Annotated in this window: 8 protein-coding genes and 1 tRNA gene; 2 read left to right on the plus strand and 7 right to left on the minus strand. The window is 72.5% G+C overall.

Features of this window, described 5'->3' with window-relative positions:
- Positions 1-283: 283 nt before the first annotated feature.
- Both D9753_RS15980 and D9753_RS15985 read left to right on the plus strand, forming a co-directional pair.
- Complete coding sequence (locus D9753_RS15980) at positions 284-2227, plus strand: site-specific integrase (RefSeq protein WP_205614166.1); 1944 nt, start codon at positions 284-286, stop codon at positions 2225-2227.
- Between the two features lie 41 nt (positions 2228-2268).
- Positions 2269-2814 (plus strand): GNAT family N-acetyltransferase, encoded by a 546-nt coding sequence (locus D9753_RS15985; protein ID WP_121787626.1) that lies wholly within the window; start codon positions 2269-2271, stop codon positions 2812-2814.
- 357 nt (positions 2815-3171) lie between these two features.
- On the opposite strand, the gene D9753_RS15995 is transcribed toward D9753_RS15985, so the two are convergent.
- From D9753_RS15995 to D9753_RS16025, 7 genes are all read right to left on the minus strand, one after another.
- Positions 3172-3245 (minus strand) — tRNA-Thr (locus D9753_RS15995).
- A gap of 108 nt (positions 3246-3353) precedes the next feature.
- Positions 3354-4958: an alpha/beta hydrolase gene (locus D9753_RS16000; protein ID WP_121787627.1), complete on the minus strand. Its 1605-nt coding sequence runs from the start codon at positions 4956-4958 to the stop codon at positions 3354-3356.
- Between the two features lie 106 nt (positions 4959-5064).
- On the minus strand, positions 5065-6270 hold the full coding sequence (locus tag D9753_RS16005) for a DNA polymerase III subunit delta' (protein ID WP_121787628.1): 1206 nt from the start codon (positions 6268-6270) through the stop codon (positions 5065-5067).
- A gap of 220 nt (positions 6271-6490) precedes the next feature.
- The gene (gene tmk / locus D9753_RS16010; RefSeq protein ID WP_121787629.1) at positions 6491-9850 is read right to left on the minus strand and encodes a dTMP kinase; all 3360 of its coding nucleotides are present in this window, start codon (positions 9848-9850) and stop codon (positions 6491-6493) included.
- Positions 9851-9981: 131 nt separating this feature from the next.
- Entirely contained in the window at positions 9982-12813 is a 2832-nt protein-coding gene (gene topA, locus D9753_RS16015) for a type I DNA topoisomerase (RefSeq protein ID WP_121787630.1), read from the minus strand.
- A gap of 255 nt (positions 12814-13068) precedes the next feature.
- Positions 13069-13266 (minus strand): hypothetical protein, encoded by a 198-nt coding sequence (locus D9753_RS16020; RefSeq protein WP_121787631.1) that lies wholly within the window; start codon positions 13264-13266, stop codon positions 13069-13071.
- 403 nt (positions 13267-13669) lie between these two features.
- Positions 13670-15190 carry a N5-glutamine methyltransferase family protein gene (locus tag D9753_RS16025; RefSeq protein WP_121787632.1) on the minus strand — a complete coding sequence of 507 codons (1521 nt, stop codon included), beginning with the start codon at positions 15188-15190 and terminating at the stop codon, positions 13670-13672.
- Positions 15191-15233 lie beyond the last annotated feature (43 nt).

Below are 15233 nucleotides of genomic sequence, written 5' to 3' on the forward strand. Positions count from 1 at the left end.
GAACGACGGTCGCTCGCCGGCACCCAGGGCCGTCGGCGACCTGCTCATCGCCCTGCGTGAGGCCGGGGCACAGACGGTCTCGCCGCCGTGCTGCGCCGCATGCGGCAGGCAGATACGAACGCTCCAGCGCCGCGGCCAGGACTGGTACTGCTGGAACTGCGGGCGGCCACAGCCCGAGCCGTGTGCTGCCTGCGGAAACACCCGCCGGGTCACTTCACGCGACCGGACCGGGCAGCCACGATGCGCCAAGTGCCCGGACGACGACGGACGCGACCCCATCGCAGTGATCGGCGCCCTGATCGCTGAACTGGATCCGCAGGCCGAACGGGAGACGGTCTCCGAGGCGGTCCGTCGATCGGCACCTCGTCCCTCCTACCAGCGGAAACTTGCCTGGGCCCTGGAATCCCACCCAGCTCTGCTGACCGGCGACGGTCACCTCGCACCCCACCCCGCGATCCTCAAGCTGATCGACCTGCTGCACGAGGCCGGCATCGCCGGGATCGTCCGGCCGTCCTGCCCCGGCTGCCACAGAGCCGTACGCATCGACAAGCCTCTGGACGGAAAGCGGGTCTGCCGCATGTGCATCTCCCACTCCCGCATCGAGGAGTGCTCGGGATGCGGAGCCCGCCGAGAGCCCGCCACCCGCGACGACCAAGGCCGGCCAGTATGTCCGAACTGCCTGGTCAGCGACCCGGCGAACCTGGAAACCTGCATCAACTGCGGCCGACGAAGGGTCGTGAACACCCGCACACCGGACGGCCCGCTCTGCCAAGGCTGCCCCTCCTTGCCCACCGCGACTTGCAGTATCTGCGACGCGGAGAAACCCTGCGGCACCTCCCGGGCTACGGGTCGTCCATGGTGCCTGGACTGCCAGCGTCACTCCGCGCCGTGCTCGGCCTGCGGCGACGTCGCGGCGGTCGTCTCCGGCACTCTCGACCAGCCCCTTTGCCTGGGCTGCACCGCGCCTGAGGTCTGGCACACCTGCCTCACCTGCAGCGAGCCCGATTACCCGCACCCCGGTCAGTGCGGTCGTTGTCTCATCAATCGGCGCCTCAACGAGCTCCTGGGCCCTCCGTCCGATGCCCTCCACCCCGGTCTCGAAGCCCTGCGGAACAACATCGCCAACACCGAGCATCCACTCACCGCCAATCGGTGGCTGAACAAGCCGTCCGTGTCTCCGGTCCTGGCCGACCTCGCGGCCGGCAGACGAGCTCTGACTCACGAGGCCCTCGACGAGCTGCCCGACAGCCCGCCCCTCGCCCACCTCCGCCAAGTCCTCGTCGGCGTCGGTGCCCTGCCCGAGCGGGACGAGTACATGGTCCGCCTCGAACGTTTCCTCACCGGCCTTCTCGCATCTCAGCAAGACCCCGAACAGCGCAAAGTCCTGCACCAGTACGCGATATGGCACCTGGTCCGTCGACTACGCCGACGCAGCAACGGCCGCCGTCTGACCCCGCAGCAGTTCGCTTCCGCGCGTCAACGCACCTATGCGGCCGTCGCCTTCCTTACCTGGCTTCAGGCTCATGACCTCGTCTTGGAGACGTGCCGACAGGCCGACCTCGACCGGTGGCTCACCGACGACGCCGCGACTTACCGCCACACAGCCGGGCACTTCGTCCGGTGGGCTCGCACCAACAAGCTCACCACCGTCCACGTCCCCGCTGTCCGCTGGAACGGTCCCACCCAGCCACTCGATGACGAGCACCGGTGGAACGTCGCACGCCGGCTCCTGCACGATGACACCCTCAAGCCCGAAGACCGCCTCGCAGGACTGCTTCTCCTCCTCTACGCGCAGGGGCCCTCGGCGATCCACCGACTGACCGTCGAGGACGTCGAGGTCGACGCTCAGGAGGTACGTCTCCACCTCGGTGATGCACCCGTTCAGCTGCCCGATCCCGTCGCCCAGCTGGCCCGCACTGTCGCCGCGAACCGCAAGGGGCACGCGACTATCGGCGCCCTGACACCGTCGCCATGGCTCTTCCCTGGTGGCCAGCCCGGACGCCCAATCAGCACCACACAGCTGACCCAGCGCCTGAATCAGCTCGGGATCCGGCCCAACCAGGCACGCAGCACCGCGCTCTTCCAGCTTGCCACCGAGATTCCCGCCGCGATCCTCGCCCGCACCCTGGGCATCCACACCGACGTCGCTGTCGCCTGGCAGCGACTCTCCGCCGGGGACTGGGCCAACTACGCTGCCGAAGTCAGCCGACGCACCACGAGCCCCTGACTCCGGGGAGGATGTCAGACCCCTCTGGCATCCTCCGCCTCATGCCGAACGATGCCGCCCACCACCTTGTCCAGATAACCAACCCGCACGACGTCACCGCCGAACTCCGGCAAGAGCTGATCGACTGCTGGATCGCGGTTACCAACACCGGCGGCGCCGCGGGGTTCCCGTTCCCTCCCGTCAGACGCGACGATGTCACGCCGGTCGCGGACAATCTCCTCAGCCGTCTCGACCCGCAGCAGAGTCGGCTCCTCATCGCCCAGATCGACGGCGTCCTTGCCGGATGGGTCATCCTCAACCGCGATCCCTACCGACTCGTCGGGCACTGGGGCACCGTCCACCACCTCCAGACTCACCCCGCCTTCCGCGGCCGCGGAATCGGGTCCGCCCTCGTCCACGAGCTCCGGAAGATCGCCCGCGACGAGCTCGGTCTTGAACAGCTGCATCTGGCAGCCCGCGGCGGCGAGGGCCTGGAGGACTTCTACGGGCGGCTCGGATGGCGCGAGATCGGACGCTGGCCCGAAGCTCTCCGACTTGCCCCCCACGACACCCGCGACGAGGTCCTCATGATCCTCGCACCCCTCTGATCACAGAGGTATTCGGACGGTTCCAATACCCGACGTCACCATTAAGCGTCCTCCCCCACGTCGGCAAGAGCGCCGCCGAGGCCACTGCCAAGCTGGTCCCGCTCCAGCGGAAGGCGGAGGCGGAGGAAGCCGCACGCAAGGCGGAGAAGGCCCGGAAGAAGGCCAAGCGCGCCAAGAAGGCCCAGGCCGAGGGCGAGAAGAAGGCCCAGCGGAAGAAGCCCAAGAAGTAGGGCCTAGCCCCCTCCGCTCACGCATCGCTCACGCAAGCCATCCCACGGCGCCCCGGCCATGTGACGCGTCACGCCCCGAGCAACACAAAACCCCAGGTCAGCGACTATCTGACCTGGGGTTTCTCGGAGCCGCTTTCGGGATTCGAACCCGAGACCTACGCATTACGAGTGCGTTGCTCTGGCCATCTGAGCTAAAGCGGCGCGCTGTCCGCACCATGGTGCGATCAGCAACGTCGGTAAGTCTACACAGTTTCCCGGGGTGCTTCGTACCCGCCGCGGAGCGGGTGGCTCCGGGGCGGGCGGTGCGGGCTAGGTGCAACGTTTGCCGGGGGGCGGCGGGGTGCCGCGGAGGAGGTAGGTGTTGATCGCCGAGTCGATGCAGGCGCTGCCGCGGCCGTAGGCGGTGTGGCCGTCGCCGACGTAGGTGAGGAGGCGGCCGGAGGAGAGCTGACGGGCCAGGGACTGCGCCCAGCGGTACGGTGTCGCCGGGTCGCGGACCGTGCCGACCACCAGGATCGGGGCCGCTCCCCTCGCCTCGATGCGGTGCGGCTCACCCGTCGCCCTCACCGGCCAGTACGTGCAGTTCAGCGACGCCCAGGCCAGGCCGGGCCCGAAGACCGGGGACGCCTTCTCGAACGCGGGCAGCGCCTTCTCCGCCTGCTCCGGGCCGGTGAAGGCCGGCGGCAGGTCCAGGCAGTTCACGGCGGCGTTGGCCATCATCAGGTTGCTGTAATGGCCGCTCGCGTCCCGCTCGTAGTAGCTGTCGGAGAGGGCCAGCAGGGCCGCGCCGTCGTTGTGCCGCATCGCCGAGGTCAGCGCCTCGCGCAGCCGCTCCCAGGACCCCTCGTCGTACATCGACGCGATCACCCCGGTGGTGGCCAGCGCCTCCCCCAGCCTGCGGCCGTCCGCGTCGCCCGCGGGCAGGGGGTGGGTGTCCAGCTTGCGGAAGAACGCCCGCAGGTGGTCGCCGGCCTGTGCGGGCGTCGTCCCCTTCCCGCCGAGCGGGCAGTCCGAGCGCCGTACGCAGTCCTTCGCGAACGCCCGGAACGCCGTCTCGAAGCCCGCCGTCTGGTCCAGGTTCAGCCTGCGGGCGTCCAGGGACGGGTCCATCGCGCCGTCGAGCACCATCCGGCCGACCCGCGCCGGGAACAGTCCGGCGTACGTCGCCCCGAGGAACGTGCCGTACGACGCCCCCACGTAGTTCAGCCTCCGGTCGCCGAGCACCGCCCGCAGGATGTCCATGTCGCGGGCCGTCTCGACGGTGGAGACGTGCCGCAGCAGCTTCGCCGAGTGGGCCCCGCAGCTCTCGGCGAACTTCCGGTCCGCCGCGACCAGGGTGTTCCGCTCCCGCTGGTCGTCGGGGGTCATGTCGGTCTGCGTGTACGCGTCCATCCGCCGCCCGTCGAGGCAGTGGACGGGCTCGCTGCGGGCGACGCCCCGGGGGTCCACCGCGACCATGTCGTAACGGGCCCGGACCTGCGCCGGGTAGCCGATGCCCGCGTACTCCTGGAGGTAGCCGACCGCCGAGCCGCCCGGACCGCCCGGGTTGACCAGCAGCGAACCGAGCGGCTTGCCCTTCCCGGTGGCCTTCTTGCGCGCGACGGCGAGCCGGACGGAGCCCGCGCCGGGGTCGGCGTAGTCCAGCGGGGCCTTCATCGTGGCGCACTGGAAGCCGGGCACTCCGCAGTCGCGCCATCGCAGCCGCTGGCCGTAGTACGACGTCAGCGCCGACGGCGTCGCACGCGGCAGCGCGGCCAGCGCCGCGTCCACCGTCGCACCTCGCGCCGTACCGGAACTCCCCGGCGAGCAGGCGGACATGAGCAGGGCGGCGGCCGTGACGAAGGTGGCCGTGAGACGGGCCGTCGTCCGGGTGCGGATGCCACGGGTCCGGTGAGGGGATGGCCTGGTGTGCATCAGGCGAGCGTAACGGTGCGCGACCGGCCCGGTGCGTTCTGTGCGAACTGTGGCTCGTACGAGGGACACCCTCCGCCGTGTCCCCGCGGTCGGCCGGACCGAACCGTCACCCCGCCCGCAGGGCCATGGTCATCGCCTCCACGGCCAGCAGCGGCGACACGTTGCGGTCCAGGGCCTCTCTGCACGCGGCGATCGCCTCGATACGGCGGAGGGTGGACTCCGGTGCGCCGGCGCGGGCCAGCCGTTCCAGGGCGTCCCCGGCGTCCGCGTTGGCGATCGCCACGCGGGTGCCGAGCTGGAGGGCGAGGACGTCACGGTAGAAGGCGGTGAGGTCACCGAGGGCGACGTCGAGGCTGTCGCGCTGCGTACGCGTTCTGCGGCGCTTCTGCATGTCCTCGAGGTCCTTCATCACGCCCGCCGTGCCACGCGGCAGCCGGCCGCCCTGGGGCGCGCCCAGCGCCGCCTTCATCTCCTCGGTCTCCTTGCCGTCCATCTCCTCGGCGAGCTGCTTGGAGTCCTCGGCCGCCGCATCGACCAGTTCCTGCGCGGCCCTGAGGCACGCGCCGACCTCGTCGAGGCGCAGCGGCAGCTTCAGCACGGCCGCGCGGCGCTGACGGGCCGCCGGGTCGGTGGCGAGGCGGCGGGCCCGGTCGACGTGGCCCTGGGTGGCGCGGGCGGCGGCGAGGGCGACCTCCGGGTCGATGCCGTCGCGGCGTACGAGCATGTCGGCGACCGCGTCGACCGTCGGCGTGCGCAGGTTCAGGTGCCGGCAGCGGGAGCGGATGGTGGGCAGGACGTCCTCGACGGACGGGGCGCACAGCAGCCAGACGGTACGGGGGGCCGGCTCCTCCACGGCCTTGAGGACCGCGTTGGCCGACTTCTCGTTCAGCCGCTCGGCGTCCTCGACCAGAATGATCTGCCAGCGGCCGGTCGCCGGGGCGGTGAACGACTTGCGGACCGTGTCCCGCATGTCCCTGACCAGGATCTCCGAGCCGACCGCGGCGACCGTCGTGACGTCCGCGTGCGTGCCGAGCAGCGCGGTGTGGCAGCCGTCGCAGAATCCGCAGCCGGGGGTCCCGCCGAGAGCGCGGTCGGGGCTCACGCACTGGAGAGCGGCGGCGAAGGCCCGCGCCGCCTGGTTCCGTCCCGCGCCGGGCGGGCCGGTGAACAGCCAGGCGTGCGTCATCTTCGACGCCTCCGGCGGCGGCTCGTCCGCCGCGGCGGCCGTGACGAGGGCATCGGCGTCCCGTGCGGCGGCGTCCAGCACCGCGCTCACCTTCTCCTGCCCGACGAGGTCGTCCCACACGGTCATGGGTCACGCCGTCCTTCCGTCACACACCACGTTCCGGACTCCACGGTCCGGACTCCATTGTGCGGGTGAGGTCTGACATCGGGGGCCGGCGGTGGTGCCGGGCGGAGCGGGGACGGGGTGGGCGAGCGGGGCAGGACCCGTTGAAGGCGCGAGGGCCCGGGCCACGGGCCACGGGGTGCGGCAGCGGAGCGCCAGGGTCGGCGGCCGGCCGCTGCCGTCCTCAGCCGCGGCGGCCCCGGCCGCGACCCCCGCGCTTGCGCTCCTCACCGGTGTCGCCCTGGTCACCGTGCGGCTGTCCGTCGTAGGAACCCAGCAGCTCGTCCGCCAGGCTCGGCAGGTCGTCCAGCGGCGTTTCCTCGGCCCAGTCGGAGCGCGGGCGGCGGCGCGGTGTGCCGTCGGCGTCGATCTGAGGCATCTCGCGCGTGTGTGCCTCGGAGCCGTCGGGGCCCGTGCCCGGCCGCCGGGCACCCGGCCGCTCGTCCCGGAAGAAGCCGGGCGGTACCCGGCCCGCCGGGTCGCCGTCCCGTACGGGCGGCAGCACAGCGGTCTCGTCGGCCGCACCGTGATCCACCACCGGCGGCAGCTTGGCCGTGTCCTCCACGGACACCGGCGGCAGTACGGCCGTCTCGTCCGCCGCGCCCGGTGTCACCGGCGGCTGCGGCAGCTCGGCGGTCACCTCGGCGTCGGTGTGGGAGCGCCGCGCGTCGTCGGCGGGGCCGCCCCGTTCCTCGCGCACCGGCCGCAGCACCGTGGTGTCGTCCATGGCCCGCGCGTCCGTACGCGCCCCGGCGGAGTCCCACCCGTCGCCACGCCGTCCGTCCGCGCCCGGCGGGACCACCGGCGTGGGGGCCGTGACCGCTTCGTCCGCCGTGTCCCGCGCGGTCGGCGCCGTCGGGGCGGCCGGCAGAGGTGCGCTGGGCCTGCGGGCCGCCGCGTCGGCCGCCACCGCGGCCTCGGCGGCCTGCCGACGGGCCTCCTCGGCCCGCAGCAACGCCTCCTCGGCCTTGCGCTGCGCCTCCAGACGGCGGGCCTCCTCCTCGGCGCGCAACCGGGCCTGACGGGCCTCCTCCTCGGCGCGCCGCCGGGCCTCCTCCTCGGCCTGCTTGCGCCGCCGCTCCTCCTCGGCCCTGCGGCGGGCCTCCGCCTCGGCGCGCGCCTTCTCCTCGGCGAGGAGCCGCTGACGCTCCTCCTCCGCTCGCCGGGCGGCTTCCTCGGCCCGCTGCCGGGCCTCCTCCGCCTGCCGTTCGGCCTCGCGCCGCTGCGCCTCCTCCAGCTCGCGCCGCTTGCGCTCCTCCTCCTCGGCACGCAGCCTGGCGAGCTGTTCCTGGCGCTCGCGCTCCAGGCGCTCCTCCTCGGCCTTGCGCGCGGCCTCTTCCTCGGCCTTGCGGCGGGCCTCCTCCTCGGCCTTCCTGCGCGCCTCCTCCCGGGCCTTGATCTCGGCCTCGGAAAGGGGCAGCACGATGTCCAGCCGGTGCCGGATCACGGTGGTGACGGCCTCGGGCTCCTGCCCGGCGTCCACGACCAGGTAGCGGCCGGGGTCGGAGGCGGCCAGCGTCAGGAAACCGGACCGCACGCGCGCGTGGAACTCCGCCGGTTCCGACTCCAGCCGGTCCGGCGCCTCGGTGAACCGCTCGCGGGCGGTCTCCGGGGAGACGTCCAGCAGGACGGTGAGGTGCGGGACGAGCCCGTCGGTGGCCCAGCGGTTGATGCGGGCGATCTCGGTCGGGGACAGGTCGCGGCCGGCGCCCTGGTAGGCGACGGAGGAGTCGATGTAGCGGTCGGAGATGACCACCGCGCCGCGTTCCAGCGCCGGGCGGACGACCGTGTCGACGTGCTCCGCGCGGTCGGCGGCGTATAGCAGGGCCTCCGCGCGGTGGGACAGGCCCGCCGAGGACACGTCCAGCAGGATCGAACGCAGCCGCTTGCCGACCGGGGTGGCGCCGGGCTCACGGGTGAGCACGACCTCGTGGCCCTTGGCGCGGATCCACTCGGCGAGAGACTCGGCCTGGGTGGACTTGCCGGCGCCGTCGCCGCCCTCCAGGGCGATGAAGAAGCCCTTCGCCGCCGGCGCGGTGACGGGGTCGTCGCCGCCCAGCAGCGCGTCCTTGAGGTCCTGGCGCAGCGGTACACCGGACCGGTCGTCGACCTTGGCGAGCACCAGCGCGGCCACCGGCAGCAGCAGCGCGCCGACCAGCATCAGGGTGAAGGCGGCCCCGCCGTGCGCGAAGACGAACCTGCCGTTCTCCAGCCGGTGCGGGCCGATCAGCGCGGCGACCAGGGGTGCGATCAGGGCGCCGAGCGCTATGAAGACCCGGACCACGGCGTGCAGGTGCTCGGTGGTGCGCGCCCGGCGGTAGTCCTCGGTCTCCTGGTCCAGCAGGGTGTGCCCGGTGTTGGCGGCCACGCCCGCGCCGGCACCGGCCAGCATGACGAGCAGCAGCACCGTCGTGACGTCCGGGACCAGGCCGCCGGCCAGCAGGGCGATGCCGGTGACGGCGATGGCGAGGGCCAGCAGGCGACGGCGGGACAGCGAGGGCAGCACCGCGGGGGCGGTGCGGATGCCGACGCCGACACCGCCGGTCAGGCCCAGCACCAGCAGGCCGTAGAGCACCGGGCCGCCGCCCAGGTCCTTGGCGTGCAGCACGCACACCGCGACGGCCGCCGCGATCGCGCCGGCGACCGACGCACAGGCCGGGACGAGCAGGGGCACCGCGCCCGTACGGCCCTTGTCGACGCCGGTGCCGGTGCGCGGGCGGCGCAGGCCCTCCAGCGGGGACCGCGCGCGCGGGGTGCGGGTGCCGGGCAGCTCCAGGGAGGTCAGCACGGACAGGGAGGCGGCGAACAGGCCGGCCGCCACGTACGACCCGAGGGCCACCTGGTGCTGGTCGAACCAGGCCACGCCGGTGCCCAGCAGGTTGTTCAGCAGGCCGGCGACGACCAGTGCGGCGGCGGCCAGCGGGACCGCCAGGAAGGTCGTGCGCAGCGCCAGGCGGCGCAGGGCGTCCAGGTGGTCCGGGAGCGGCCGTACCGTGGCGCCCTCCGGCGGCGGGGCCGGCAGCAGGGCGGGGGCGGCACTCTCCCGGCACACCGTCCACAGCCGCTCACAGACGCCGGTGACGAAGGCGGTGACCAGCAGGACGGCGAGCGCGTCGTCCGGGGTCCAGTCGATCCACAGGGGCGCGACGATCAGCAGCGCGGCGCGCACACCGTCGGCGCCGACCATGGTCCAGCGCCGGTCGAGGGGGCCCTCCTGGGCGGTGAGCGCGGTCAGCGGGCCGAGGAGGACGGCACCGAAGACGAGCGTGGCGAGGATGCGCGCCGCGAAGACCGTCGCGACCGCGAAGGCCACCCCGCGGTAACCGCCGCCGAAGGCGCCCTCGGTGATCGCCGCCTGGAGGACCAGGACGACCAGCACGAGAAGGGCGAGGGTGTCGCCGACCCCGCTCACCAGTTGCGCGCTCCACAGGCGCCTCAGCTGCGGTCGGCGCAGCAGGGAGCGGACGGCGCGTTCGCGGGAGTCCGCGACCAGGGCGTCGTCCGGTGCTGTGGGGTGGGCCGTTGGCTGCTCGGCTCGCGTCATGCGTTCAGCCTATCCGCAGCCACCGACACCACACCTCGCCCGTCCCGGCACGCGCACGCCCCGACATCAAAGTGATGCCGGGGCGTTCATGTCGCGAGGCCGAAGTGGACGTTTCCGGTCGGGTCCGGGCGTCAGCCGTCCGTGCCGGGAGCCGCCGCCCCGGAGACCGTCGCCTTCTTGGCGGTGGTCTTCTTGGCGGTCGTCTTCTTCGTGGCCGCCGTCGTCTTCTTCGCGGCCGTCTTCTTGGCCGCGGTCTTCTTCGCCGGGGCCGTCTTCTTGGCCGTCGCCTTCTTCGCGGTCTTCTTGGCGGGGGCCTTCGCGCGCTTCTCGGCGAGCAGCTCGAAACCACGCTCAGGGGTGATGGCCTCGACGCTGTCGTCGGAGCGGAGGGTCGCGTTGGTCTCGCCGTCGGTGACGTACGGACCGAAGCGGCCGTCCTTGACCACGACCGGCTTGCCGGAGACCGGGTCCTCGCCCAGCTCCTTCAGCGGCGGCTTGGCCGCGGCCCGGCCGCGCTGCTTGGGCTGGGCGTAGATCGCCTGCGCCTCTTCCAGCGTGATCGTGAACAACTGGTCCTCGGTCTGGAGCGAGCGCGAGTCCGTGCCCTTCTTCAGGTACGGGCCGTAGCGTCCGTTCTGCGCGGTGATCTCCACGCCGTCGGCGTCGGTGCCGACGACCCGCGGCAGGGACATCAGCCGCAGCGCGTCATCGAGCGTCACCGTGTCGAGCGCCATGGACTTGAAGAGGGACGCCGTGCGCGGCTTGACCGCGTTCTTGCCGGTCTTCGGGGTGCCCTCGGGGAGGACCTCCGTGACGTACGGGCCGTAGCGGCCGTCCTTGGCGACGATCGTGTGGCCGGTGGCCGGGTCGGTGCCCAGTTCGAAGTCGCCGCTGGGCTTGGCCAGCAGTTCCTCGGCCAGTTCGACGGTCAGCTCGTCCGGCGCCAGGTCGTCCTGGATGTCGGCGCGCTGGTGCTGCTCGGTGTCCTTCTCGCCGCGCTCGATGTAGGGGCCGTAGCGGCCGACGCGGAGCACGATGTCGTTGCCCACCGGGAACGACGACACCTCGCGGGCGTCGATCGCGCCCAGGTCGGTCACCAGTTCCTTGAGGCCGCCGAGGTGGTCGCCGTCGCCGTTGCCGGCGTCCGCGGCGACGGCCGTGACGTTGCCCTCGCCGAAGTAGAAGCGCTTGAGCCACGGCACGGCCTGGGCCTCGCCGCGCGCGATGCGGTCGAGGTCGTCCTCCATCCTGGCGGTGAAGTCGTAGTCGACGAGGCGGCCGAAGTGCTTCTCCAGGAGGTTGACCACGGCGAAGGACAGGAAGGACGGCACGAGGGCCGTGCCCTTCTTGAAGACGTAGCCGCGGTCGAGGATCGTGCCGATGATCGACGCGTACGTCGACGGGCGGCCGATCTCGCGCTCTTCCAGCTCCTTGACCAGGGAGGCCTCGGTGTAGCGGGCCGGGGCCTTGGTGGCGTGCCCGTCGACCGTGATCTCCTCGGCGGACAGCGCGTCGCCCTCGGTGACCTGCGGCAGCCGGCGCTCGCGGTCGTCCAGCTCGGCGTTCGGGTCGTCGGCACCCTCGACATAGGCCTTCAGGAAGCCGTGGAAGGTGATCGTCTTGCCGGAGGCGTTGAACTCGACGTCCCGGCCGTCGGCGGCGGTGCCGCCGATCTTGACGGTCACGCTGTTGCCGGTCGCGTCCTTCATCTGGGAGGCGACGGTCCGCTTCCAGATCAGCTCGTAGAGCCGGAACTGGTCGCCGGTGAGGCCGGCCTCCGCGGGCGTGCGGAAACGATCACCCGACGGACGGATCGCCTCGTGCGCCTCCTGCGCGTTCTTCACCTTCGCGGCGTAGGTGCGCGGCTGCGGGGGGAGGTAGTCGGCGCCGTACAACTGGGTGACCTGCGCGCGGGCGGCTTTGACCGCCGTGTCGCTCAGCGTCGTGGAGTCCGTACGCATGTACGTGATGTAGCCGTTCTCGTACAGCTTCTGCGCGATCTGCATCGTCGCCTTCGCGCCGAAACCGAGCTTGCGGCTCGCCTCCTGCTGGAGCGTCGTCGTACGGAACGGGGCGTACGGCGAGCGGCGGTACGGCTTGGACTCGACGGACCGCACGGAGAAACGGGTGTTCTCCAGGGCGACGGCGAGGGCGCGGGCGTTCGCCTCGTCGAGGTGGAGGGTGTTCGCGCTCTTGATCTGTCCCAGGGAGTCGAAGTCGCGCCCCTGCGCGACCCGCCTGCCGTCGACGGTCTGGAGGCGGGCGACCAGCGTCGCCGGGTCCGACGGATCGCCCGCGCGGCCGGTGCCGAAGGTGCCCGTCAGGTCCCAGTACTCGGCGGAACGGAACGCGATGCGCTCGCGTTCCCGCTCCACCACGAGGCGGGTCGCGACGGACTGGACGCGGCCGGCCGACAGCCGCGGCATGACCTTCTTCCACAGGACCGGCGAGACCTCGTAGCCGTAGAGGCGGTCGAGGATGCGGCGGGTCTCCTGGGCGTCGACCAGCTTCTGGTTGAGCTGGCGCGGGTTGGCGACGGCCTCGCGGATCGCTTCCTTGGTGATCTCGTGGAAGACCATCCGCTTGACGGGGATCTTGGGCTTGAGGACCTCCTGGAGGTGCCAGGCGATCGCCTCGCCCTCCCGGTCCTCATCGGTGGCGAGGAACAGCTCGTCGGAGTCCTTCAGCAGGTCCTTGAGCTTCTTGACCTGCGCCTTCTTGTCGGCGTTGACCACATAGATCGGCTGGAAGTCATGGTCGACGTCCACACCGAGGCGGCGGACCTCACCGGTGTACTTCTCGGGCACCTCGGCGGCGCCGTTGGGGAGGTCGCGGATGTGCCCGACGCTCGCTTCGACGACGTAGCCGGGGCCGAGGTAGCCCTTGATCGTCTTCGCCTTGGCAGGCGACTCGACGATGACGAGTCGGCGGCCGCCCTGTGCGGTCTCGCTGGTCGGGGACAACTTCGCTCTTCTCTCCGGTCGACGCTGGGGCCTCCCCAGGCGTTCGTCCCGGGGGCACGGCGTACTGCTGGTCGTGTGACGCTGCGGAGTGTGACGCTACATCCCGCCCCCGTGTCAAACGGGAAAAGCTCACAACGGCCACTCGAACGGTAACCCGACTACCGCCATTCCTGCCGCCCGGACCGCCTGGCAGATCCCGCCCCCTGTCCGGAGCGTGATGCTCCCCTCACCCGGTGGACACGGCGCCGCCCTGTGTCAGAGGCGGGTCAGGCAGTACACGCCGAGGGCCAGCGCCACCGTCCCGGCCACGCTCGCGAGGGTGGCCGATGCGACCCGGCTCACACCGTCGGCCACCGGTTCCCGGCGCCGCAGACGGGTCCCGGTCCAGGCCAGCAGACCGGCTCCGAACAGGGCGAACACCATTGCGGCGAAGATCGCCGGCCCGCTCTCCATGCCCCGCCCACCTCTTCCGCGCCGCCCGGCCCTGCCCAGCGCCGGGAGGGTGGCACGCGCGGGAGACGGACAGGCGACACCGGGGTGAACGGAAGACCGACGAGCCACCGGATGTGCGTTCGGACACGTCGCCCCGGAATCCGGCACCCGTATTTTTCCGGCCCTTTTTCCCTCACGGTCCGGCCGGCCTCCCGGCGGCACCTCCACGTGGCCCGTGCCACCGGCATACGACGCCGCGCGCGCCCGCTCGGGACACGGCCCGCCCGTGCCCACGGCAGCGCGGGCACGGGCGTACGGCACCTGCCCGGCGCCGGCTCGCCGGGGCCCGCTCGCCCCGCCTGGCGCGCGCCTGCTCACCTGCCCGCGCGCGCCCCGGTCGGACTCGCTCCCCGCGTGCGCCCGCTCAGCGCACCGGCTCCAGGAAGCCCTGCTCCACCAGCAACCTGATCTGCGCCGGCGTCCGGTCGCGGAGCACCACCGGGTCATCGCCGACGAGCTGCGCGATGGCGTCCAGGATGCGGCCGGCGCTCAGCGTGCCGTCGCACACGCCCGCGAACCCGGCACCGACCGTGTCCACCTTGGTCGCCCGGCGCATCCCGCGGTGCTGACGCAGCACCACATGCTCCGGGTCCTCGGCACCGGGCAGCCCGACCTGCTCCTGGACCACCTCGACGGCGAGCCGGAAGTGGCTGTCCAACAGCGCCGCGTCATCGTGCGCCCGGAGATAGTCGAGGCGCTCGAAGTGCGCCCGGATCGCCTCACCGAGGGGCTGCTCGACCGGGTGCGGCCACTCCTCCACGGTGACGGACGGCTCGGCGGCCCCGGTGCGGCGCAGAGTGATCCAGCCGAAGCCGACCGCCCTGACCTTGCGCGCCTCGAACTCGTCGAGCCATGCGTCGTACCGCGTCTGGTACTCCGCCGGGTCCGCGCGGTGGTCACCGGCGTCCCGCAGCCACAGCTCGGCGTACTGCGTGATGTCCTGCACCTCGCGCTGCACGATCCAGGCGTCGCACCCGCGCGGCACCCACGACCTGAGCCTGTCCTGCCAGTCCTCCCCCGCCACGTGCTGCCAGTTCGCGAGGAACTGCGCGAACCCGCCCTCGGTCAGCCGTTCCCCCGCCTGCTGAACGAGCGAGCGGCACAGATCGTCCCCGCCCATGCCGCCGTCCCGGTAGGTCAGCCGGGCGCCGGGGGAGATCACGAACGGCGGGTTGGACACGATCAGGTCGAACGTCTCGTCGTCCCGGACCGGTGCGAACAGCGAACCCTCGCGGAGGTCGGCGGCGGGCGCCCCGGAGAGCGCCAGCGTGAGCGCCGTGATGTGCAGCGCGCGCGGGTTGAGATCGGTCGCCGTCACGCGCGTGGCGTGCTGGGCGGCGTGCAGCGCCTGGATACCGGAGCCGGTGCCGAGATCCAGGGCGGAGGCGACGGGCGTGCGGACGGTGATACCGGCGAGGGTCGTGGAGGCGCCGCCGACGCCCAGGACGACCCCCTCGTCGCGCTGCCCGATGCCACCCGCGCCGCCGACCGCGCACCCCAGGTCGGAGACGATGAACCAGTCCTCGCCGCCGGGGCCGCCGTACGGCCGTACGTCCACGGTGGCCGCCACCTCGTCGCCGCCCACGCGCGTGAGCCACCCGGCTGCCAGCGCCTCCCCGGCCGGCAGGATCGCCGCCACGCGCGCGTGGGGCACCGGCTGCTGGAGCAGGAACAGCCGTACGAGCGTTTCCAGCGGCGTGTCGCCGCGGGTCGCCCTGAGGGCGGGCACGGTCTCGCTGCGGGCCAGCGCCGCGTAGGCGGGGGCGCCGAGCAGGTCGAGCAGCCCGTCGGCGGTGAAGGAGGCGGCCAGCAGGGCGTCCCGCAGGCGCGCGGCGATGTCGGGCCGGTCGGAAGCGGGCAGGGGAGCGAGTCCGGAGTCAGTCACGTCCCCATTGTGGCCCGGGGCGGCTGCCCGGCCAGTTGCCGCG

This window comes from Streptomyces dangxiongensis (genome assembly GCF_003675325.1).
In the GTDB taxonomy this organism is placed as follows: Bacteria; Actinomycetota; Actinomycetes; order Streptomycetales; family Streptomycetaceae; genus Streptomyces; species Streptomyces dangxiongensis.